Origin of the sequence: Solibacillus sp. FSL K6-1781 (genome assembly GCF_038630735.1) — a bacterium.
In the GTDB taxonomy this organism is placed as follows: Bacteria; Bacillota; Bacilli; order Bacillales_A; family Planococcaceae; genus Solibacillus; species Solibacillus silvestris.
This window is the reverse complement of sequence record NZ_CP152038.1, coordinates 2265561-2289539: the sequence shown is the minus strand read 5'-3', so window position 1 is coordinate 2289539 and position 23979 is coordinate 2265561. Positions and strand designations below refer to the sequence as shown.

Annotated in this window: 20 protein-coding genes, 2 pseudogenes and 2 riboswitches; of the genes and pseudogenes, 15 read left to right on the top strand and 7 right to left on the bottom strand. The window is 33.8% G+C overall.

The genetic code is table 11. The annotated features are described in order from the left end of the window. Window positions 1-256: 256 nt before the first annotated feature. The 3 genes from MHH37_RS11340 to MHH37_RS11330 all read right to left on the bottom strand — a co-directional run bounded on the left by MHH37_RS11340 (window position 257) and on the right by MHH37_RS11330 (window position 2948). Window positions 257-1063: an endonuclease gene (locus MHH37_RS11340; protein ID WP_342573035.1), complete on the bottom strand. Its 807-nt coding sequence runs from the start codon at window positions 1061-1063 to the stop codon at window positions 257-259. Then, window positions 1063-2025, bottom strand: a complete 963-nt coding sequence (locus tag MHH37_RS11335) for a S8 family peptidase (protein ID WP_008403874.1) — start codon at window positions 2023-2025, stop codon at window positions 1063-1065. Before MHH37_RS11335 ends, MHH37_RS11340 begins: the two co-directional genes overlap by 1 nt. A 560-nt stretch (window positions 2026-2585) precedes the next feature. Beyond that, window positions 2586-2948: a hypothetical protein gene (locus tag MHH37_RS11330; protein WP_342573033.1), complete on the bottom strand. Its 363-nt coding sequence runs from the start codon at window positions 2946-2948 to the stop codon at window positions 2586-2588. 412 nt (window positions 2949-3360) lie between these two features. Between MHH37_RS11330 and MHH37_RS11325 the strand changes: the two genes are divergently transcribed. Further along, entirely contained in the window at window positions 3361-3996 is a 636-nt protein-coding gene (locus tag MHH37_RS11325; protein ID WP_342573031.1) for a hypothetical protein, read from the top strand. Between the two features lie 37 nt (window positions 3997-4033). Here the strand turns inward: MHH37_RS11325 and MHH37_RS11320 are convergent, their stop codons facing one another. After that, window positions 4034-4312: a hypothetical protein gene (locus MHH37_RS11320; protein WP_008403871.1), complete on the bottom strand. Its 279-nt coding sequence runs from the start codon at window positions 4310-4312 to the stop codon at window positions 4034-4036. Between the two features lie 179 nt (window positions 4313-4491). Between MHH37_RS11320 and MHH37_RS11315 the strand changes: the two genes are divergently transcribed. The 6 genes from MHH37_RS11315 to MHH37_RS11290 all read left to right on the top strand — a co-directional run bounded on the left by MHH37_RS11315 (window position 4492) and on the right by MHH37_RS11290 (window position 7738). Then, on the top strand, window positions 4492-4905 hold the full coding sequence (locus MHH37_RS11315; protein ID WP_342573028.1) for a hypothetical protein: 414 nt from the start codon (window positions 4492-4494) through the stop codon (window positions 4903-4905). 207 nt (window positions 4906-5112) lie between these two features. Then, on the top strand, window positions 5113-5775 hold the full coding sequence (locus MHH37_RS11310; protein WP_342573026.1) for a Type 1 glutamine amidotransferase-like domain-containing protein: 663 nt from the start codon (window positions 5113-5115) through the stop codon (window positions 5773-5775). Window positions 5776-5997: 222 nt separating this feature from the next. Next, entirely contained in the window at window positions 5998-6513 is a 516-nt protein-coding gene (locus MHH37_RS11305) for a DNA topology modulation protein FlaR (protein ID WP_342573025.1), read from the top strand. A 248-nt stretch (window positions 6514-6761) separates the two neighbouring features. After that, window positions 6762-7199 carry a GNAT family N-acetyltransferase gene (locus MHH37_RS11300; protein WP_008403866.1) on the top strand — a complete coding sequence of 146 codons (438 nt, stop codon included), beginning with the start codon at window positions 6762-6764 and terminating at the stop codon, window positions 7197-7199. Window positions 7200-7313: 114 nt separating this feature from the next. After that, complete coding sequence (locus MHH37_RS11295; RefSeq protein ID WP_342576245.1) at window positions 7314-7586, top strand: NUDIX domain-containing protein; 273 nt, start codon at window positions 7314-7316, stop codon at window positions 7584-7586. Then, the gene (locus MHH37_RS11290; RefSeq protein WP_008403864.1) at window positions 7559-7738 is read left to right on the top strand and encodes a hypothetical protein; all 180 of its coding nucleotides are present in this window, start codon (window positions 7559-7561) and stop codon (window positions 7736-7738) included. The genes MHH37_RS11295 and MHH37_RS11290 overlap by 28 nt, the downstream gene beginning before the upstream one ends. A 212-nt stretch (window positions 7739-7950) precedes the next feature. On the opposite strand, the gene MHH37_RS11285 is transcribed toward MHH37_RS11290, so the two are convergent. Next, the gene (locus MHH37_RS11285; RefSeq protein WP_008403863.1) at window positions 7951-8115 is read right to left on the bottom strand and encodes an aspartyl-phosphate phosphatase Spo0E family protein; all 165 of its coding nucleotides are present in this window, start codon (window positions 8113-8115) and stop codon (window positions 7951-7953) included. A gap of 346 nt (window positions 8116-8461) precedes the next feature. Here MHH37_RS11285 and MHH37_RS11280 point away from each other — a divergent pair, with 346 nt between their 5' ends. The 3 genes and pseudogenes from MHH37_RS11280 (at window position 8462) to MHH37_RS11270 (ending at window position 11181) form a co-directional block, all read left to right on the top strand. Continuing rightward, window positions 8462-9406: a sensor domain-containing diguanylate cyclase gene (locus MHH37_RS11280; RefSeq protein WP_342573024.1), complete on the top strand. Its 945-nt coding sequence runs from the start codon at window positions 8462-8464 to the stop codon at window positions 9404-9406. 145 nt (window positions 9407-9551) lie between these two features. After that, window positions 9552-9677, top strand: a pseudogene (locus tag MHH37_RS11275) (VOC family protein); the annotation flags it as partial. Between the two features lie 1000 nt (window positions 9678-10677). Beyond that, on the top strand, window positions 10678-11181 hold the full coding sequence (locus tag MHH37_RS11270) for a hypothetical protein (RefSeq protein WP_342573023.1): 504 nt from the start codon (window positions 10678-10680) through the stop codon (window positions 11179-11181). A gap of 252 nt (window positions 11182-11433) precedes the next feature. Here the strand turns inward: MHH37_RS11270 and MHH37_RS11265 are convergent. Both MHH37_RS11265 and pyrF read right to left on the bottom strand, forming a co-directional pair. Continuing rightward, window positions 11434-12672 (bottom strand): annotated as a pseudogene (locus MHH37_RS11265) (IS110 family transposase). Window positions 12673-13004: 332 nt separating this feature from the next. Continuing rightward, the gene (gene pyrF / locus MHH37_RS11260) at window positions 13005-13952 is read right to left on the bottom strand and encodes an orotidine-5'-phosphate decarboxylase (RefSeq protein WP_342573022.1); all 948 of its coding nucleotides are present in this window, start codon (window positions 13950-13952) and stop codon (window positions 13005-13007) included. Window positions 13953-14632: 680 nt separating this feature from the next. On the opposite strand from pyrF, the gene MHH37_RS11255 reads away from it, so the two are divergent. From MHH37_RS11255 to MHH37_RS11235, 5 genes are all read left to right on the top strand, one after another. Then, complete coding sequence (locus MHH37_RS11255) at window positions 14633-19732, top strand: NPCBM/NEW2 domain-containing protein (protein WP_342573021.1); 5100 nt, start codon at window positions 14633-14635, stop codon at window positions 19730-19732. A gap of 428 nt (window positions 19733-20160) precedes the next feature. After that, window positions 20161-20322: a hypothetical protein gene (locus MHH37_RS11250; RefSeq protein ID WP_342573019.1), complete on the top strand. Its 162-nt coding sequence runs from the start codon at window positions 20161-20163 to the stop codon at window positions 20320-20322. Between the two features lie 257 nt (window positions 20323-20579). Beyond that, window positions 20580-20677, top strand: a riboswitch (TPP riboswitch). A gap of 57 nt (window positions 20678-20734) precedes the next feature. Further along, a riboswitch (TPP riboswitch) is annotated at window positions 20735-20833 on the top strand. Window positions 20834-21021: 188 nt separating this feature from the next. Next, window positions 21022-21783 carry a 3-oxoacyl-ACP reductase gene (locus tag MHH37_RS11245; RefSeq protein ID WP_342573017.1) on the top strand — a complete coding sequence of 254 codons (762 nt, stop codon included), beginning with the start codon at window positions 21022-21024 and terminating at the stop codon, window positions 21781-21783. 887 nt (window positions 21784-22670) lie between these two features. Beyond that, entirely contained in the window at window positions 22671-23147 is a 477-nt protein-coding gene (locus MHH37_RS11240; protein ID WP_342573016.1) for a DinB family protein, read from the top strand. A 169-nt stretch (window positions 23148-23316) separates the two neighbouring features. Then, window positions 23317-23745, top strand: coding sequence for an NUDIX domain-containing protein (locus MHH37_RS11235; RefSeq protein WP_342573014.1), 429 nt, complete (start codon window positions 23317-23319; stop codon window positions 23743-23745). Window positions 23746-23979: the final 234 nt, after the last annotated feature.

Sequence of the window (23979 nt, the reverse complement as noted above, 5' to 3'; positions counted from 1 at the left end):
ACTTTCTTTGGAAAAGTAAATGACAATGCAAGAATCGTTACAATAAGTGTAGCGAAATTAACAAGAGTGTTTAGACTCATAAACGGTAATGGGATAGTCTTCTTTACCTTCGTTTGAAACGAAGTTTTGGAATAAATGATGACCAATCACCTTTAATACCTAGACCTACTACATATAGTAATTATACCATTATTTTCATTTAATATAAAAAGCGAACACTAATTCTCTTGTGCTTTTTTAAGGAAATTAGTGTTTTTTAATTTGTTACGATACTTTCTGCAATCTCTGGAAAATCAATAAATGGGTTCCGATTGCCTTGAAGTTCTTGGATAGCTTGGTTGCGATGCTTTTCATAGATGGATACTGGAAAAGAGTGATGCCATTTTAACAATAAAGAGACATTCGCTAGTTCTTTTTTTATGGTGTTCGGATAGCGAATTAGGAAATAAAGTGTTGCTCTAGCAACGATTCCTTTGCCGTATTCGGGTTCGAATTTACTTTCTTCAGTTTTGCCGCAGCCATCTTTGATTCCTAAAATTAATCCTTCAGGGTTATAATTGTAGAAATCATAGTAGGGGTAGTTGCTACGACTGCTATTGCAGGTGGGTTCGCAGGAGAATAGATGATGCAAGTCTCCTCTCATCGGTCTTTTTTTATCGAACCAGGATTGAGGCACTACATGTTCACAGTTAAATAGATTATCCGAAAAGTTACTGATTAACCCTTTTGCCTGCATTTCATGGAGCCGAATGTCCTCCTCTATGACAGAAAGTGGATCCATCCTATTTCCAGAATAAAGGCTTTTTAATAAACCGTTTTCCTGCAAATCAACCCAAGGGTACACATAACGGTGTGGGCTGTAGTTTAACCGATTTGTATGTGTTTTTTCAAGCAGTGTGTGAAGGCTATCTAAAAGATTGGCGTCTGAGAATGAAATGCTCTGATAGTATTGATTTCTGACTTCCTCATCTTTCTTTTCGTCATAATAAGGGTCGATTTTCCTTATTAAAAAGTCTGACTTGGCCGTTTCCCATTCACAGTATAGCAAATTTAGTTTTTCCATTATATTTTCAACGCCTTTGCAGATAATTCTTGGTTGAACACCTCCGATAAGTATTTCTCTGTTGTTAAGTACAGTAATCCGTTGCCTTCGAGTTTTGGCGAGTTTCCTAAAGGAATGGTTCTCTTTATTAATTGTGCATACAGCTCAGTCTCTGTCAGATTTCGTTCAAAGTTTCTGTTGGCATTCACTTTTATGAGTGCAAGTGCACCGGATACATGCGGTGTTGCCATCGAAGTTCCGCTTAGTTTTGCATAAGTTCCGTTTAAATACGTTGAAAGGATTCCTTCACCAGGGGCCACTAAGTCGACTTCATTATTCGAATTTGAAAATTCAGAAGAACTGCGTTGCAGGTTAATGGATCCGACGCTGATGACTTCATTGTAGCAGGCGGGAAAGGCAAATTCATTTGAAGAACTCTGTCCATCTCCCTCATTACCAGCGGCACAAACTACTAGAATTTGATTAGTGATTGCATTTTGAATAGCCTGGTGTAACTCAGGTACATCGACAGAACCTCCGAGGCTCATGGAGATGATATCCACCTTTTGTTCAACTGCATAGTTAATACCATTTATGATCCAGTCGTATTGCCCTGATCCACTTTTATCAAGCACTTTTAAAATCAATAAACTTGCTTCAGGTGCAACACCAACTACTCCCGTGCCGTTATGAATTGCAGCAATTGTGCCAGCCACATGGGTTCCATGGCCATTATAATCGATGTATACATCAGGTTGTCCATCATCATCACGAGTGAAATTCCGTCCGCCGATAATACGCTCACTCAAATCAGGGTGGGTGACGTCGCAGCCTGTGTCCAATATCGCAACAGTGATTCCCTTCCCTTTAGAATTCTCCCAAATTTCTGGTGCTGCAATAAGTTCAATACCTTTTGGCACCACTTCGACCATTTCGACCACTTCATCCACTTGATATGGTAATAAGTGTAACTTTTTCTCCATTTGTATCCCTCCTGAAAGAATTAAGTTTTAAGTGTATTCATGGTAGTTGATAATAGTCTAACAATTCTGAATAATTATTAAAAGTTACAATAGATGTGTTTTTATCTAACTATCTGAATTTTAAAAGTGAAAATAGTATTGGGATCTATTAGTCAATCAAGCATGATAAGGGGTTTCTGTAGCATCACTTTTCGGCAAAATTAGTAACCTGGAAACTTAGAGTTCATGTACAGATACAATGAAGAGGTTTATTGACAATAATATTAAATGGTATTTAGTCCCTTCAACTTCCATTAAAGGGCATAATTCTTGAATAGGAATTGTGCCTTCTTCAGCTAAGGACCATATTGTTGAACAACATTCTTAAGAAGTAATATCCTCGTTTTGCAAGGTATAGACCGTCATCCTTACATGACATATAAAAGACCATTGTTGAGGCAACGGTCTTCTTTTTTATTTTGTTATTCTTTTATCCTTAAATCGGGCCAGATTATGGAATAAGTCAAAGGAAGCTAGATATAGTCAGTTTGGGGAAGAATAAGAAACCTAAATAAATTAAATTATGATCTATTTATCTCATTTTTAAGGTGATTTAAATTTCTTTTCAGATGATCTTTAACAATTCCCTTCAAAGCTTCGTCTTGGAATTCCTCAATTAAGAGAGGTTCAACGGTTTTAATTACATCTTCACTAAATAGTGTAATTTTATTAATAAGGTCGTCTAAAAAATCAATCTGCTTCTGCATATTTTCAGATTCTATAGAATCTGTTATTTTTGATTTGTTTAATATCTCTAAAGTTAATCCTACAGCGGTTGCTTGTAAATCATGACCAAATGTTGCAAATGATGCCCCAATATTAGCTAATTTAGTAGCGTATATTTCTGTGGAATCAGAGGATTGGTCGAAATTGTTTATCCTCATAGTCATCTCCTCCTTTTACATAAAACAGAATTGCTCTTTTGCATAATATGTCATTAAAGTTAAATTGGATAATAAACTGTCGAGTTGTGAAAATTAAGTATATCTCCACTTCAAAGGAACAATCTGTTTACAAATTTTATGAATAGAATGTAACTCTCCATATTTGATTTATAAAGTATTTTCTAAACAGCCTATGGTCCTACCCTATTCTTTACAGGACGAATTTTTGCAGCCCTAATCGCTTTAAGAAATACAAATATCATTATAAAGGTCCATCTAACCCATTAAAAAAATCATATATTGGAGTATGTATTTAAAGTGAATAGGAATGTATACCCTATCAAAATAATAAAGGACCTCATCACGAGCTATTTAGCGATGTGCCTATCTAATGAATAGTAGGTGGAGAGAAATGATGAACTCTTATAAATCAAATCACCGTAATATTTCGGGAAAACGAAATAACTCTTTAAATAAATGGAATAACATGATTTATCCTGATAAACGTAATAAACAGAGTAACTCAAATCAAATTGGTAAAAATAACTCAAATATTACTGCCATTGCAGGAAATTGGATTGTAGCAATTGGATCATTACTATCTGCAATTGCGAGTACACCCTCAAATATTTTTACTCAACAAACACTAACCGATTTTAATTTAATTGGGAATATTTTAGAAGCTGGAGGAAGTGCGGTCGTATCAGAGACCGAGGACGCCTTATTAAATAAAGTTGGCGATCAACTTCAAGCTATAGGCAATTTAGCTACTGTAGTAGGAATACTGTCTAAAAATGAGCAATCAGGTCAACTTTTAGAAAAGCAGGGTAGCCTTCTTCAAGTAGTAGGGTTAGGAATCGTCATTAATACTGAAGGAAAATTAACTCTTTTAGAAACAATATCTAATACCGGTAATATCATTCAATTAATTGGGACTGTGACAGAGGTTTTTGCGGATACTGATACAAAAGAAGGAGAAGTAATGAATGCAGTCGGTGCTTGGATACAAGTGGTGGGAGCTGTTATTACAGCATTGGCTACCGAATAAGATGAATGTTTATATAACATTATCCAATTAATATGGCTTACTTCAGCCTTCGGGAGTTCGAACCATTTACTTGCTTTTTAAGTTTTTCTATTTCGCTGGTTAAATAATCAAGCTGTTTCTGCATATCTTGATTACCGTTCTTACTTGTATCATTTTGATTGTTTTGTTCTTGTCTTTCTGCTTCTAATGCAAGTACTGCTGCCATAGTTGCAATAGTATCTCCTAAAGTAGTTATGGCTGCACCAACGATTGCTAGCTCGGCAGCCTGAATTGATAATTGGTTTTGATTATCTTGACTTTTATTTTTATTTTTCATTAAAATTCCTCCACTAAAATCTCTAGTACAACGTATGCTATTAAAGATAATCATATGTAATATATCGAAGGCATGTTTCTTAAATAAGGAACACTATTTTTATTTAAGGGTAATTATTTAAATAAATAATAAAAACATGCAAAGAATAAGAAACAAACAGAATTCTGAGGTGTATCTTAATGGTTAAGCATTACTTGATCCTAATAGGATTTGTCTTTATTGGTCTTATTCTTGCGCAAAATACAAAACCTGAAGCTAATTCAGAAATGGAAGAGATTTATGTCACAACAGAGGACATTGTTTCGGATATTATCTTCCCAATCATCGATAAAAGAGTGATCATAGAGCATGGAGGAGATAATCACCTTATTTGGCATTGGAAAAGGATTGTTGGGATTACTTACAATGAGAATCATTCCTATGATGTTACTGTAAGAATTGATATTCCTTCAAAAAAACCTACCGGGAATGTTAAAGAAGATTTGGTTAAGGTAAGAATATACCCGTCCTGTGATAGTGAGAAAATAAATAAGCAAATATGTAATCATGAGTTTAAACTTGAAATATTAGAGTACAAACATATATCACAATAAGAATTATTCCATTAAAGCAAAAATAACTCGGGAATTATTTGCGACAATACTATATTTCGATTTTTAACAATCGGTCGCTTTCCTTGAAAAAGGAAAGGCTCTTTGTCCTTTAAGGGCCATTTAATTGAATAAAATACAATAAATAAATTGGATATTTATGTTAAAGTGAGGGGTGAATGTTAATTATACTTGGCTACGGAGGTACTTATGAAAACTCACTATTATTTAGGGTGGTTTAACAATTTTTTCCCAGAGCATCTGGGCAGGGTGTTACAGGAGGATATTACTGATAGAAAATCACTTGCAATGATTAGTTCGAATTCATCTATTTATGAAGAGATTGGTGCTACTGAACGCTCGTGGCTTGATCAGGCTGGCATTATTTTTGATGATTATCATCTAATTAATTATCGCGTACAGAAGGAAGATGCCCAAACGATAATTCAAAATGCTTCAGTCATTTTCTTGTTGGGCGGGGATACTATAAAGCAAAACGGGTTTTTGATGGAATATGAATTAACAGATTCGATTAAAAAAAGCAGCGCTGTTGTCATGGGGGCAAGTGCTGGTGCAATTAACATGTCTGCTAAATGGTTATGTTCCCAAAAAATTGGATATAAAGTTGAGGAGAATTATGTTTATGATGGAATTGGCCTTGACGATTTTTCCATTCTATCTCACTTTGATCTTGAAAATAACATAGCGCTTGTTCAAAATGAATTGTCTATTTTATCGGAAGGAATAAATATTTATGCGTCGAACAAAGATTGCGCTATACGTACGAAGGGAAACAAAATCGACATTTTTGGCAAAGTATATTTAATTTCCCACTCAAAGATTCAGAGAATGGATGAAACACTCTGGTTATGATGAATGCAAATGGCGCATATAAAATTTAATGGTTAAATGTACCCTCTGTAACAAGAATAAGCGCTTATTTTCATTAACCGCTTAGTTTGAGGAGCAACAAAAATTTGTTGTTAACCTATAATTGGGAAGATGGAATAGCGTTACAACTTCAAATAATAAGAGGTAAATTCAACTCTGTAAGCGAAATGTCTATATAAACAAATCTTATGGAGTTGGTGTATTTTGAAAAAGACAATTTACAAGAGAATTCATATTATTGGATCAGTTGGAAGTGGTAAAACAACTTTAGCAAAAGAAATATCTTCGTGGTTAGATATACCGTATTACGAATTAGACAATGTAGTTTGGATAAGGCATAAGTCCGGAGATATAAGAAGAACTGAACAAGAAAGAAAAGAGTATCTAAAAAGTATATTACAATCAGACAATTGGATAATTGAAGGAATACACAATGAAGATTGGGTAAGCGATTGTTTTAATAGTGCAGATTTAATTTTGTTTTTAGATACAAAATATTCATTCAGAACTTACCGAATTATAAAGAGGTTTCTTAAACAAAAACTTCGAATAGAGAAAGCAAATTACAAACCAACATTAGATATTTTTTTTAAAATGTTTAAATGGAATCGTTATTTTGAAGAAGTTGGTAAAATCAACTTTTTCAATAAGTATGGCATACATAAAGATAAGATAAAAGTTATTAATAATGCAAAATGGATTAAGAAATACTTCAATTAAAAGCGCCATTCTTAATTTTATTTTCAATATACTCTAACAATTAAAAACTCCCTTTTTATTAAAATTTATATTAAATAGGGAGGGTCCTTTCACCTCATCGAAGAATATCCTACATACAATTTAAACCAGCATTTTTTAAACGTTCCTAAATATTTCAATAACAAACTTTAAAGAAGGTTACAAATGATAAAATTTGGTAATATATAATTATTTTATTAAAATCAATAAAGAGATAAGGTGGAAATACTATGTATATTCGTTCAATGACCCTAAAAGATATTAATAATATGGATCTGTTAATGAAACAGCTAGGTTATCCTTCTTCAAATCAAAAAATTCAAGAGAGATTTAATAAAATTTTAAATATACCAAATTACGAAACATTTGTTGCAGAAGTAAACGGAGAATTAGTTGGTTTTGTAGGAATGTGTAAGCAAACCGCATACGAATTTGATGAGCCATATGTAAGACTTTTAGCACTAGTAGTTCACGACGATTATCGTAGAAAAAATATTGGGCAAAATCTTATGTTAGCAGTTGAAGATTGGGCAAAAAAGAACGATTGTATAGCAATCATTTTAAACAGCGGGAATAGAGAAGAGCGAATCGCTGCACATAAATTTTATAAAAGTTTAGGATACTTAGAAAAAAGTACGGGTTTTAGCAAAAGTTTAACTAATATTTAACTAATAAAGATCTTCAACAGACTGGCGTAATACTTTAATAAAATGTGAATCACCGAGAGGTTACGATTAATGCGAAATAGAGGTTCGGTAGTAATACTAAAATGATAAGGTAGAATTAGAGATGGCATTATTTATTATGTTTTTCCTGGTGGTGGAATAGAAAAAGGAGAAACGCCAGAAGAAGCAGCAAAAAAAGAAGCATTTGAGGAATTGGGAGTAGAAGTAATGGTCAATGAGTGTATAGCAAAAATTGAATATAACGGTACCCTATACTTTTTCTTATCCGAGATCATTAATGGGACATTCGGAACTGGACAGGGTGAGGATGCACAGACAAAGAGAGAAATAGAGGGATATATTTGCCTATCGATAAGCAAGCACAATTAACTTTACAGGGGATTAACAGCTATTATGGCATTACAACAAAACCGGCAGGCCCTTCACCGACACCAGTTATAAAAAAGGAGAGTGACGAAATCATGCTAAACGAAACAGGACGAATGGAGATTCGAACGCTATTAAAAAAAGCGCGTACATAGACTCACCAGGTAAACGGAGAAGAAGTATCCATCATTGAGCCGTCTATCCCGGATTCCAAAATCGAACAATACAGCGATGCTCAATTACTTAGCTATCAAGCTGCAATAATTAATCGTTCCTTCTAATAATTAATAGCCCATTGAATGTGGATGGGCTATTCTTTTTTATTGGCCTTATATCTAAATTAAGTAATACCATATGTATAACCAAATTATTTGGCCAAATTAGAATACTTATTAAGTAATTCATCTAATTCTTGACTGCAATTTATTACTTCGGGATGTGTAAGCCCTAAATCGATTGCTTTTTTATACAAATGTTTTCTTTTCGTTTCAATTTTTAGCTTTAATATAATTTCTATTTTTAAAAATCTCATACATAAACCTTTTCCCTATTATTTCCCTATGTCTTATAGAAAACAACGACTTTTCAATCCTAGAATATTTGAAATTAATTATATGTCGAATCATGGTTTAATAAGAAATTTAAGGTATCTGTTATAAGTATAATTCATCTGAATAATTAGAAAATAAAGGGATTTGGGAATTTTTGTTTTGAGAATATTAGTTTAACTACTTGAAATGAGAGAGTATGTTATATTGAATTATGGGTTAAATACAAAAAGGAATAAGTAAAATTAGGTTCAAGCATTTAATATTTTAAGGAATAAAAATTACTTAATATTATACATTGAAAAATTTATATAATAATTGAGGTGCTTTATGGTAATAACATTAAAAGAGTTGGAAATGTATAGTGATTTTGATGAACTTTCAAATGATGTACTTGATTTAGCATCAGAAATCTTGCCTGACAAATTGATTTATTTAACCTCTTTCAGTAATAAAGAACAAATAATTTTAAAGCTTTCAACAGATGATACGAGCATTCTTTTGACTGAAGGAATGGTTATAAACATTGATGAAACGGTTTGTAATCGAATAGATTTTGAAAAGAAAAAACCATTAATCTATGAAGATATCCGAGAAGGCACTTGTCCAAGTGATTTAAAGAACTTACTAGAGGATGTTAACATTAGGTCATATTTAGGTTTGCCTATCTCTCTTCTGGATGGGGAGAGGTTTGGTACGCTTTGTGTGGCGCATCATCAAGAAAGTGTTTTTGATAAGAAGAGTATAGTGTTGCTTCAAAAAATAGCAAGAATGTTCTCGTATTATTTGAATTTGGAGCATTTAGCATTTAAAGACCCGTTAACTAACCTATATAATAGGCGATATCTTTCAAAAAAATTTGAAGATGATTATAAAAACGGTGGAATAATATTCCTTTTTGATTTGGATGGATTTAAAAAGATAAATGATATATATGGTCATGATGTCGGAGATGGAGTATTAAAGGAAGTCGCTTTAATCCTTCAAGAATTTGTAAAGACACAGAATGATTCCTATGCTGTTAGATTAGGGGGAGACGAATTTCTTATACATTTTTCTGCTACATATTCCAAAGCTGAAATTAGTAAGCTAGCGGAAAATATTTTATCTTATTTTCGTGGACGCAACACTATATACCAACTTTCCACAAGCATTGGAATTTCAACTTATCCTGCTGATAGTGATACAGATTTAAAAACGCTCATTAAAAATGCAGATAACGCTTTATATCGCGCAAAAGAAGCTGGAAAGAATAATTATACAATTTTTGAATAATTTAATTTAATTATTTATATACTTGGATTCAAAAGTTGAAAATTAACAGCGATGCTCGTCATATTAGCTATTAAGCGGAAATCGTTATCACACATTATAATATCCATGCCCGTTACTTCTGAATAAACCCAGTGGTAGGGGGCTTTCCCGTGAAGAAGTCACTGCAAAATGGGGATCTTTTACTGATCCCTGGGGGAATCAACTGGGTTTCTTTGAGTATTGGGATAAGAAAGAAGAAAACAATCGTGTTAAAACTATTTTGGGGATTTAATCCACTTGAAAGATTTTTGCTATTGAACAAGGAACTACATTGATTGGGGTGCGATTCTGTAATTAGGATCAGCGCTTTTTTTCATTAAAGGGCCAGATTGTGATATAACTTTTTTTATGGGATAGCGTCTGAATAGATACAAATTTCGCCGATAAGAAATATGTTATACAAGCTTTTATGCAAATAAATGAACAAGCCTAGCAAGTATAAATGCCTTTATATCAATGTTTTATGCGACTTGCAAAAAAACCGCATAAACAATGTTCCAGAAAAAAAATCCACAAACACTGATTTAAAAGCGTTTGTGGATTTTTTGTGGTGTCCCAAACTTTCATTTGGGAACGTTATTTTGTATGTATTTGTATTACTCGAATAATTCAACAAATAAAAAGTTATTTTGAAGGGGGTGTTTCTTTAAACCGTTTAAGCAAAAATAAAATTAAGTTGTAGAAAACTAATGTGAAAAGGAAGAGAAAAAGATTATCCCCCCACTGAATCCCGTTATCTTGATAAATATTTAAAATAGTCATACCTATAAACAAAAGACTTGGAAATACAAGAGCACGTATATATTTATTTGTAAAAATGTACTTATCCTCCTTTTGAATGGATTATTTATTATTCAATTTAAAAATGTTATAGCAATACTCTAGTCTAGACAATTAAAAAAAACGTGTTGGCAGCAGTAGGTTGTTCTCTTCCTTAAACAATATACTATTTTTTACTTAAATAACATTCCCAAAGCGATGTTTGGTAATATCGTTGTTCATAAATTTGTGAACACCTAAAATTAATGATATTAGTTATTCAGCAATCAGGTGCTGATTGTTCAATAAGAAGATAGCGTTTTTCTGTTATAGGGCCAGATTGTTGAATAACACTCAATAAGAAAATTGAATATTTATGTTAGTATTTAATTGAGATTATGAAGAAATATCCTTAAAATATCAGGACAGTTTAGTTCAATAAATAATATATAGGGAAGGAGTTGAAAATTAGAGTGAACAAAGAAGAAAGACAGAAGAGATTAAATGAAATTGTAGAGGAACGTAAACAAAAAGAAATAATTCAACAAGCGATCCAAAAAGAGAATGAAGTAAAGATTCTGCTTCAAGAAGTGGTCGGCGAAATGGAATTATTTGAAATTCTAGATTCTAATACCACTAATTCAATTGTAGAAGATTTCTCTGAAAATTTCCCGATTGCTTTTTGGAACAGAATTGACTGGGAAAATGCTATTGTTAACCGAGTTGAATTAAATGACCAAGGAATTAAAAGCATTCCTTCCCTTCTAATTTCTAAAGGATTTGATACTTCAATTCCTATATATATCTTTTGGGGATACGATAATCATCCATGTGTAAAAACTAAATTGACTCAAGAATTATTAAGTAATATTGAAGATATTGTCTGGTTAGGAAATGATTTATATCTTTATTGTCCTACGCAGAAATATGTTATAGAATTCTTTCATGATGATACTGTTAATATTGGGTGGATTTAGGTCAACACAGACTTTGTTTTGTTCAACTAACGGGCGAGATTCTTCAATTTGAAGATCGAGTTTTTCCGTTATAGGGCCAGATTGCTGAATAAAGGGGATTGGTCCTTTTTTGTTCAACAAAACCAGCTAATAGTTGTCAAGATTTTTCGGTAAAAATATTAAATCCTACATGATATACTAAAAAAGGGTACACCAAATAGGCCTTCCTCTTTTAAATTGGAAGGTTTTGTTTAATCTACTTAGATTTACTTTTTAAACCGCATTTTGGAAGGCTGCTTTCCTTTTAAGTAGGGCATATATCCAATGTAAAAGCTTATTAGCACATGCAATGATTGCTACTCTAAATGGCTTACCTTCTTCGCGTTTTTTATCGTAGAACTCTCGTAATTTCTTATTTCTAGGGGGTATTTCATCACTTGTTTTTTGTTTACGTGCATCTCTTATACCGCATTGTACAGCCATAAATAACGCTTGTCTTAACCTGCTGGAACCTCTTTTGGTTATACGATTGATGGAAGCAGTAAATCGACCAGAAGAGTAAACGCTAGGATCTATCCCGGCGAATGCTACTAGCTTTTTAGGATGGTTAAACCGTTCTATCTCTCCAATTTCAGAGATGATTGTTGCCGCAATCTTTTCACCAACACCAGGGATAGATTGGATTATCTCATATTCTTCAATTTCTTTAGCGAGGGCATCTATTTCTGCTGCTAACTTTGATAGATGCTCTTGATATTGAAGAACAATGTTAATAAACATTCTTAGGTTAAAGATATGGCTTTGATACAAGTTGTTTTGGAATGGATTACGTAATGCAGCCTCTCTCAATTTAATTGCCTTTTCTTTTGCCCATCATTCTGAACGGGTTGTACATAATTCCGCAATTTTATTAGTAAGTTCTGATTCGCTAACACTTAAAACCTCTTTGGAGGTTGGGAAGATGGATAGAATCTGTAACGAAATTTTTGAATAGAGATTTCCAAAGACACCTCTATATTCAGAAAATACCTGATCTAAGATGGATTGTAGCTGTAACTTTGTTTGTGCAGCCGTGCTTGATACCGTTTCTTGTTGTCTTGTAAGGTTACGAAGATTTAAGAGTTGTATGCCTCTTTTTTTATATGGTTCTAGTTCTTCTTTGTAATACAGTTCACATAGATGATAGGCATCAATGGCATCGGTCTTTACCTCGCGTAAATTTGTACTTCTAGTACGATGAGAGATAAGAGGATTTACAATAATATAGACGTATTGTTGATCTTCAAAAAATTGAATGACAGGCATATGATATTGACCTGTAGACTCTAAAATAACCGCAGGTTGCTTTCCGTCAGCTAATTTTTCTATATCCCTTAGAAATTCTAAAAAACTATCTAATCCATCAAGAGTATGTTTAATACTAAAGCTCTTACGATATGGTTTGCCTTTATCTAAAAAGGCTTGAACCTGACTTTCTCCTTTTGAAACATCCAGACCTACGACTGGATTCATAATCAAATCTCCTCCTTAAGAAAATAAAATTCGTCTGTAACCCCTAATGCTGCTTGTAATATTATAGGTTCACTTGTTAAACAGGATCCTTGTCCCAACCAGCTCGAAACATGTTTATACAAGTAGGGGGTGAACAGTTTTGCGGACGGGATGAAGTCCCACGGGCGCTACGTTCTACCCCGACTACCGTTATAATAAGACCTAAAAGAAAAAAGTCCACCAGAAAAATCTGGCTAACCTCTTATTACGACCGAGCCAGGTTATTGAATAACATTTTATGAAAAATCCCAAACGATAAAAGTATGGGATCTTTAAAATTATTAAAAATGTTGTTACCAGTTTAGTTTACCTACATCTTTAAGTGCTGTATTAATATCAGCATTCATCGTATTGACAGCATTTTTTATTGACAATTGGACTTGTTCGAAGGTTTCTGATTTATCTTTTTCATATGCAAAAATGATACTCCTTGAGGCACTAATTAAGGCGCCGAAACCATCCTCATTAAAGGCGTTTGTAATATCTTTTCCTTTACCACCCTGTGTACCATAACCTGGGACTAAAAATAATGAGTAAGGCATAGCTTCTCTAAATACTTGTTGTTCTTCAGGATACGTTGCGCCTACAACAGCTCCTATTGAAGAATAACCACTTATTCCGATATCACGTAAAGCATAGTTATGTACAAGTTGTGCGACCTGTTCAGCTATTGTACCAGTGTTTGTAACTACATCTTGTAAATCGCCAGATGATGGATTACTTGTCTTTACTAAGATAAATAAACCCGTTTTTTTTGAAATAGCGTGCTCAACAAATGGCTCTAAACTATCTGAGCCTAAATAAGGATTTATCGTCAGTGAATCTACCTTTTTAGGCGTTTGCCATTCATTAAAAGCATCTCCGAAAAATGAACGGGCGTATGCACTTGCTGTAGAATCAATATCGCCCCGTTTTGCATCAGCAATTACTAGTAAACCTTTTTTCTGTGCATATTCAACAGTTTTCCAATATGCATCTATTCCTGCAGCTCCGTAAACTTCATAATAAGCAAGTTGCGGCTTAACGATTGCAACATAAGGTTCAACAGCATCAATAATCAATTGATTAAAGGCAATAAATGCCGCCGCTGCACCTTCATCACATTTCCCAAAATTTTGTTCCGCATCTTTCAAAATAAATGTAGGAATACGCTCGATAATTGGATCCAAACCGATAACAGCGTGTGATCGCTTCTTTTTTATTTCTATACATATTCTATCAGCATAATTAACACTATTCACAACAACACCTCATTCCAAAGTTTTACTATTCTAATATACATTAAAATCAAATGAGATTTCTGTATTTTTAGATATTTTGAAAATTTAATAAAGATATTTATACGAAATGTTATATTAAAAGCCAATGGTATCGTATAAATCAAACAAATCCCAATACTTCAATACAGGGGATTAACTTAAAAATGATCTTTAACAAACTGGCGCTTTCCTTAAATAAGGAAAGGGTCTTTTTTCGTTAAAGGGACAGTTTGGGAACAACAACCGTAAATTTAATCATTAAATAATGTTGTAATAATGTTATTGTACCTCAAATCGTGCGCAATTCAGAAACAAGAATCAATGCTCAAAATATTATTGGAGAATAATTTAATGAAAGAGGGGTTAGCTGGGGTATAAATTCGCAATACCAGTATGGATTATTTGAGTGCTAAAAGTCATTGTTTTAGATTTTTTATATGCTACTTATTATCCTTTTGTACCAAAAAATAGATTTTTAAACAAAATATATATTGATTTTAATATTTTTCTAAATATATTATTATTTTTGAAGAACTTAACTATTTGTATTTTTTTGATTATAAGGGAATATAGTTCTTATTTTTGAAATGAAATGCATATGAATAAAACTTCCGATTCTGGAATTTTTAAATATTTATTTTTATACAACAGGAGGTAATAATATGAAAAAAGTATTGTCAATTGCAACTGCAGCAGCTATGGCGATTAACATAGCAAGTGTTCCGTTTAATGTATTGGCCGAAGAATTACCAGATCAAAAAGACTTAAAAACCGCAATGGAGGGTGACGTAGACATCTCATATAATGCGGTAGTTAGTAAATTTAGTTTGCAAGGGAAAGAACTATTGAATGACTATAATGAAGTTTTTAAAATGGATAACACCAACATTAAAACAATAGAAAATAATGGTGGAAAGTACTCGAATTCTAATCTTTCATATGCAATTGACGAGATTTTAACAACCCATTGGGAAACAGGAAAACCGAATAGTGAGACGTTTACGAATGAGGTAGTGTTTACTTTAAAGGACTTAACAGAATTAAATCGTATTGTATACGCAGCACGGCCAGGTGGAAAAGGCTTTGCCCAGGAGTTTGAAATCTACGGCTCTACTACTGAAGAGGGAGATAAATTCACATTTATTGCAGATGGAGAATATAAAAGTTCAGTAGGGGACGTCATTGAAATAAAATTTAACCCTACACAGTTTAAGCGCCTTAAATTTGTGTTTAACAAAGCAAATCAAAACTGGGCAAGTGCAGCAGAGTTTAGCTTTTATAAAAAAGATGTGCTAGGGGATCAAATGGCCTCGTTATTTACGGATAGTAGTAAAAATGAAGTGTCAGCAAATTACAATACGGTAGAAAAACTAAACAATTTCGAAAACGCACTCAAATCGCATCCTTTATATGAACAATATAAAGAAGATATACAAAATGCGAAAATCCTATTAAATACACAGCAAATAGAAGCTACGAAAGCGGTTACGAAGTCGTTCAGTCATTATGAGAATGTTAAGTACTCAGCGCTTTACAGAATGGACTATTCGAATATCCAAAGCATTACAAACAATGCAGGTCACTATGGCAGTGCTGCAATTGAGAATGCTGTGGACGGCAAGTTAAATACATATTGGGAAACGAATAAAGCGAATACATCGACTTTCTCGAATGAAGTAGAAGTAACGTTCAAAGAGGCAGTTATGTTAGAACGTCTTGTGTATGGAGCAAGACCATCTGATCGTAAAGGATTCGCTGAAGAATTTGAAATATATGCTTCTCAAACCTCTCAAGGGGATACATATCAACTTTTATCAACGGGTCAGCACAACATGATAGATGGATTAATAGAGGCTAAATTTGAACCAACTACATTTAAACGGATGAAGTTCAAATTTAAAAAATCAAATCAAAATTGGGCAACATTAGCTGAATTAGCTTTTTATAAAGAGGATGTAGTCCAAAATAAAATAAACAGTTTATTTAAAGACGCTACGATGAGTGCAGTTGCGGATGAATACAGCACATTAAATCAAATCAATGAACTTGAAGAAGCAGCAAAGTCGCATCCTTTATATGAAACATACAAAGAGAGCCTTGAGCTAGCTAAAAAGATTGTAAAAGGCGAGTTAGTGACAGCAGGAAGAATAATTAAAGCCGAACAGCACGGGAATATGGTCAGCCATGGTCAGCAGAAATTAAAAATGACATATGGAACGAATAATCAACCAACGGGCATCGCGGCTAGAGCTGGAGAAAAGATAACGGTATATGTAGATGCAGATGCGAGTGGGCCATTACCACAACTTGTCTTCACACAACAAGAAGGTAGCTGGAATGCATGGGACAGAACGGTCAATTTAAAGCCGGGTAAAAATGAATTTACTGTTCCAACGATCTACACAGGAAATGTTACACAAGGTGGACCAATCTATATCGTCAATCCTTATACACCAAAGGAACAAACGAAAGCACCTATCATTCGTTTTGAAGGGGGAGAAAGGTTTCCTATTTTCACAAAGGATACGAATATAGAAGAATTTAAAGCATTTTTAACCGACTATAACAATCGTTTAAATGCGGATAAAGCAGCACATCCAAATGTAAATGAGCGTAAGTTAATTGATGTAGTAGAAATTGTAAGTGATCGTATAATCTTTACAGGCACAGCTTCTCAAGCATATAACCAATATATTACGGAAAATCTTGATCCAATGGCTACAGTAAATGGTTATGATGTCTGGATTAAGAAGTTATTTGACTTCTCTGGTTTGGACGTAAGTAGTGAAGTGCATGATCCGAAATATATTAGAGAAAATATACGATTGATGCAGCCATATGGAGCCATGTATGCTGCAGGAAACCATACAGGTATACAACGAGGAACGGTTCCATTAATGTTCAGTGACTTTAGAATAACTTATCCTGGCTGGGGACTAACACACGAAATAGGTCATCGCATGGCTGTAGGTGTAAGGGAATATGGCGAAGTAACAAATAATATGGTTTCGATGGCCATGTCTGTCGATTATAATTCCATCGACAACCGAATTCCATTTGAGAAAATGTATAGTTATTTAATAGCTGAAAACCAATCGGTAATGAGTGCTTTATCGCTTCAAGAAAGATTAGGTGCGTTTTGGCAGCTTGAATTAGCTCACCCTGGCTATTGGTCAGAATTAAATAAATATTATCGTGATCGATCTGTGTCACTCCCGAATGGTGATCTTTCTAAGCAACAATACTTAATTCAATTTTCTTCAGAAGTATTAAATCAAGATTTATCTAGTTATTTTGCTAGACATGGGTTTACGGTAACTGAAGAAACAAAAAAAGCAGTAAGCCAATATTCTGCCCCTAAAAAAATCTGGTATTTAAATAATAGTATAGTCGGGTATCAAGGAAATGGCTTTACTTCAAATGCTTCAGTCGATATAAATATTAAACGTAACGAAGCTAATCAGACAAATACATTAGCACTTTCGATAGATTCAGCAAATAAGGAACATTTACTTGGATATGAAATTATTCGCAATGGTACGTTAATAGGGTTTACTTCAACTTCAACATTTATCGATAAAAACGTCGATGCAAATGAAAACTATTCCTATGAAGTAATCGCCTATGATAAACAACTAAATAGCTTAAAACCTGTTGAAGTGAAGGCATTTAAACCTACTATCTCCATTGAAGACCAACTGACACTTAAATTGAACCAACAATTTAATCCAATCGATTTTGTAAAAGCTGTTGACTATCAAGGAAATGATCTTACAGAAGAAGTTACGGTTAACTCCAATGTAGATATAACAAAAAAAGGGAACTATGAGCTTGTATATTCAGTAAAAAATAATGGCGTTACAGAGACGAAGTCAACGCAAGTGACTGTAGTCAGTGATTTTGAATATGTATCGGATTTAACTCCTGTAGCAACCAATATCGCGTGGGGCGGATATAAAATCGATAAATCGCCATCTGGTGGAACAATTGGGCTGATTCGTCAAGGACTTGAAACAACTTACGCGAAAGGAATTGGCGCGCATGCTAAGTCCGAAATCATATATAACATTGAGGGCAAAGGCTTTGATTTCTTTGAAAGTTATATTGGCATCGACCAGGCGATGAAAGGACAAGGATCATCTGCAAAGTTTGAAGTATGGGTAGATGGCGAAAATTACTTTGCAAGTGATGTATTCGGATCGAACACAAGCAGTGAGTTTGTAAAAGTACCTGTTACTGGTGTAAAAGAAGTGAAATTAATTACTACAGATGCCGGAATTAATGGAAATACAGCTGACCATACAGTGTGGGCAGATGCTAAGTTGACAAAAAACTCTAGTGCGCCAGTACTTAAGGTAACATCTGAAGCAACAAAGCTAGGACAACCTATTGATATTAAAGGGCAATTTTCAGCGATGGATGCAGAAGATGGCGATTTGACTTCACAAGTAGTAGTGACAGGCATGGAAAAAGTTAACTTTAATAAAGCTGGTAAGTATGAACTTTTCTATTCAGTAACAGATAACGATGGAAATACAGTAACAGACTCAAGAACAATTACAGTAGTAAATATGGAAGACTATAGCTACCTTTCAGATTTTGATTGGACGTCCACACAGAACAGCTATAAAGCTCCAATAAAAGATAAAGCAACGAGTGGTAATAGCTTAAGATTAACGACTGAGGATGGAGGCGAAGTAGTTTATGAAAAAGGGATTGGCGCACATTCTAATTCAACAATCGTATATGATTTAACAGATAAAGATGTTGCTTACTTTACTTCTTTTGTTGGTGTGGATCGCCAAATGTATAATACTGTAGGCTCTGTAGTGTTTCAAGTATATGTAGATGATGTAAAGCAGTTCGACAGCGGATTAATGACATCTAAAGTACCTCAACAATTCATTGAAGTGAATCTTGCCGGAGCAAAGGAATTGAAATTAGTCGTAGCAGACGGGGGGAACGGAAATGGGTCTGACCATGCAACATGGGGAGACGCTAAATTCCATTTTGCAAATGCCGATACAGTATATACAGCCGATCTAGAAGGTGGATTGGAAGTTGCAGAAGCAATCAATACAGAAAAATATTCGAATGCTAGTGTGCAAGCTCTACAAACGGCCATAGCAAAAGCCAGAGAAGTATTAGCAAATGAGATGGCGACACAAACAGAAGTAGATGAAGCAGTTACAGCCTTAGAAAATGCAAAAGTAAATCTTGAGGAAATTGATTTAAACCAAGTAATTACAATTAAAGATTCCAATTTAAGCAATGCCATTAAAAGTACATTAGGCTTACAAGGAGATATCACACTAAGTGAAATGTATAAACTGACAAGCTTAACAAGTGAATCACAAGGCATACGTTCTTTAGAAGGTTTGGAATATGCTAAAAATTTAGAGACGCTATCTATACCTTGGAATGAGATAACGGATTTCTCTCCATTAAAAGAATTAAGTAAGTTAACGTCGTTGCTTGCTGGTACACAATTTGTTGAAATGGGCGAAATTAAAGGTCCAGTGGTTAATTTAGACAATATAGTCATCGGGTTAGACGGTAAAAAAGTGAAACCGAATGCAATCGGATATAGCCACACAATCAACAATGAAGCAAAAGAGTTAAATGTAAATGCATTGGATGAAAATCCAGAAACGTTTATGATTGATCTAACAAATGAAAAAAAAGGTCTTTATTGGCTTGGGCTTTCTTTTAAAATTGAAGAAAACACAGTTATGTTACGTTATTTGATCAATAATAATTAAGTATGTCTCAAAGAAGCTCAACCCTTATTTCTTAAAGGCGTAGCCACAAAATATCTAGATAACTACCTGTAGTGGCCCCTTAAAGTTAGACACGGTTATTTCATTAGGCAGATTGAGTAAAATGAGTCCGGTATTCCACCGGACTCATTTTTAATTTTGCCTTTAAACGTTTCGTGTTGTAATAATCCTTATATTTTTCCGTAGACGGTGGATTTCTGCTTGAAGTACTTCTGATGAACCTACTACTACTTGTTATGGCTGTTTATTCGTTTCTTTTTTTATGGATGGAAGACCCTTTTTCTTTGACTGAAAAGAGTAAACTTGGTTTTCCTATTTTACTGCTTCAGCCCTTCTCAAAATGTATTCTGCACCACCCTTATGTGCTTTCATAAAATTAGCCCTGTCGATGTGGTCTTGTGACCCTATTTATGGGAAAAGTTGAATTAATGGGTCATTTAGACTCAACGGCGTCATTTACGTTTTATTATCCTACACCGGATTTGTTTTTTGTGGGAGATGTCAATCAAATGGCAAAGCCTGCACTTCCTGCACGATTAGTGATGCAGCTCGCTAGTTCTATAAGATTGTAAAGGTTTTTAAAAGTATCTTAATCATAAAGTATTTTCCGTTATCGGACACTTTTCTTCAGTAAGGCCACTTGCTTTTCACCAATCCCTAAGCAAACCTTTTAGCTAATCAGGCTGCATTTCTTGTGATGACTCTCTCTTTTATGAAAGGTTACAAACGATTGATTGGTATAATTGTAGACTGCTTGTAGTGATATAGTATTTAAGTTTAAAATGTACTTGTTTAAAACAGCGCATTTTGATAGAATCAAGCTAATTAAATTCATTTGCAGGGGGACACAATTGTGTTGAGAAGGTAAAACCTGACCCTTAGAACCTGACCGTTAATACGGACGTAGGGAGCAAAGTACATATTAGTTTTTCTGTACTTACTATGGCTCCGCGTAATTTACGTGGAGCTTTTCTTATGCAAATACTTTAATTGCAGGGGGACACATTCGTGTTGAGAAGGTTAAAACCTGACCCTTAGAACCTGACAGTTAACACTGACGTAGGGAGCAATTATAGGTGTAGTATACACTTTTTTGGCGTCTCTATATTAATAGAGACGTTTTTTTGCACTTACGTCATCTAATGAGGAGGAAAACGTATGGAGTTTTGTGAAAGTTTCGAAAATGGGCAGATGGCTTTGCTTTCTTTCCCTCATTTACGAAAGTCCGGAAATCAAAAAACTATTCAAAAATTATGTAAGGGGAAATGATGATGAAATTACATGAACAAACCGTTTTAGTTACAGGCGCAAGTAGAGGCGTTGGAAAAGAACTCGTTAAAGCATTTGTTAAAGAGGGGGCTAATGTAGTACTGAATTATTATAAGAGTGAGGAAAAAGCGCAACATTTAGCAAAATGTTTGGGTCCTCAGGTTATCGCTTTAAAAGCAGATATACGCAATCAAAAAGAAGTGCAGCAAATGGTCGAAAAGGCAAAGCAATATTTTCATACTCCGATTACAACCATTGTCAATAATGCATTGATTGATTTCGAATTTAATCCACTCACACAAAAAATTGTGTTTGAGCTTCAATGGACCGATTACAATAAGCAATTTGAAGGAACAATTAACGGTGCTTTAAACAGTATTCAAGCATGCATTCAGGATATGAAAGAACTAGAATTTGGTCGTATTATCAATATTGGGACAAACTTATTTCAGCATCCGGTAGTAGCTTATCATGAATATACAACAGCCAAAGCAGCATTGCTCGGATTTACACGTAACATGGCCAAAGAGTTAGGTGAGTATGGTATTACAGTCAATATGATGTCTGGTGGACTTTTAAAACAAACTGATGCGAGTAAAGTTACGACGCCAGAAGTATTTCAAATGATTGAAGCCACAACCCCTTTACAAAGTGTGACAACACCGAAAGAATTAGCGGACGTGGCTTTATTCTTTGCATCTCCTTGGGGACGTGCCATCACTGGGCAAAATTTAGTCGTTGATGGTGGTCTTGTTATGGATTAGGAACGAACTTGTATCTCTCTTAAAGATGGATATATGGAAAATCAATAAAATAAAAGGTAGATGGGGTAAATATAATAAATAATCAAGAACAACGTCTTATGAATTGTGACACTAAATAGTGGACACTTTATACAAAGTTTATCTATATAGGGTTATTAGTTTGATTACAAATTAGAGAGTTGACTGTTATTAAGCTACGAGATGCAAATAAAGATAATCAACATTACGGAGATATTATTATAACAAAATCAAATGGAATAATTTCAAAAGCAAACTGACTAGTCAGGGTGTGCTGGAAGGGGGATTACGACATTAAGTAGATTGTTTTTTGATGTTATTTGGCTTATGGATTATTTCTTATTTTTATATAGTTCCAGCATTTAAGGAATTAAAGTATAATTAACTTTTTTATAAAATAAAACTAGATAAATAAAAAATCAACTGTTTTGATCAACTTTGTTTCAAAACAGTTGGTTTCTATCTGTATAAGTCAGCGTTTATCGAACTTTATTAAAAAGCTACAATCGCGCCGTGAATAACATTCTTTATAAATGATGGTTTGGAAATGTTTTGTATATAATGATTACCCATGGCTTTTGTAAAAAGTATCTCTTGATTGGATAACCGGATTGGAAGGTAGCCAAATTAGAAGTAACAACTTTCGAGATGCACCTTTAAATTAATATTCTTTTTTAAAACAGAGTTGATTTTACACGTTGAAATAAACTCTGTATGGTCTTCTTTATTTTTAATGTGACACATTGTAACGGTATTCAATTAGTTTCTGTGATAAGAAACGTCCAGCAATTTACTAAATAAATATAGAGGAATTTTAGTGACAAGAAGCTAACTCTTATAGTTAAAACAATTATATTGGAGTGATCACATTGTTAATTTTTTTTGAATATAACTGGCAGGTAAGAGATGAATGGTTTGATTGGTGTTACCAGCTATCAATTGAGGAATTGAAAAAAGAAAGAACTGGTGGAGTAGGGAGTATATTATATACTCTTTTTCACATTATTGATGTTGAATATAGTTGGCTTCGTGGTATTCAAGGAAAAGAAGACATAGTAGTTGAATTTTCTGATTATGATACGCCTGAAAAGGTTAAAACTCTTTCTGATAGATTGCGAAATGAAATAGCAGATTTTCTAAGTAAAGATATAGATGAATTAAAAAATAAAGTTGTATATGTACCTTGGGATGAAGATAAATATACCGTTGAGGAAATATTACACCATATAATTGCCCATGAAATTCATCACATTGGGCAACTCTCTATTTGGTCAAGAGAATTAGAACTCAACCCCGTACCTGCTAACTTTATTGGAAGAAGGTTTAATTCTATTCATTCTTATTAACTAAAGGAGTCTTTAGTTGAAAAACGATATTCCACAATCGGGTGCAGTACCTCCTTCAATAAGATCGCGTTTTTCTGTTAAAGGGCCATTATATGGAATAAATGAAGGGTATATTTGTAATTTATGAGAAACAACTAAAGGTCATTGATTAATGATTTGGGGGATTACAATGAAAAAAGGAATAATAAGACCACTGGTTATCTGTATTTTTCGAAATGATGAATCCATCCTTGTTGCAGAGGGCTATGATCCAGTAAAAGAGGATTATTATTACCGTCCTATTGGAGGGGGAATTGAATACGGGGAAAAAAGCTCAGAAGCATTAATAAGAGAGGTAAGGGAAGAAATTGAAACTGATATTTTTAATCTCAAATATTTAGGAACTGTTGAAAATATCTTTACTTTTATCGGTGAAGTAGGACACGAGATTGTACAAGTATATGATGCAGCATTTATTGATACCTCTTTTTATACCGAGGAATTGTTTGAAGGTAAGGAAGATGACGGGAAAATATTTAAAATTAAGCGATTACCTATAAGTAAGTTTCAAAACGGTGAATTGCGACTTGTTCCTGAAGGCCTTTTAGATTTGATTTAAACAGGACCACCGAATTGTTAAGTTACGTAATTAGCAGTAAAAAAAGCTTTGGTTAAAAATCTTGACTTATTCCATTTAAGGGCGCGATTCTTCAATAAGAAAATCGCGTTTTCCGTTATAGGGCCAGATTGTGGAATAACATTTTTGTGAATATTACCAAACGACGCTTTGGGAACGTCTTCTGTCCTGCAAATACAACAAGTAAGCTGAATAAATTACTATAAGCTTTATTGA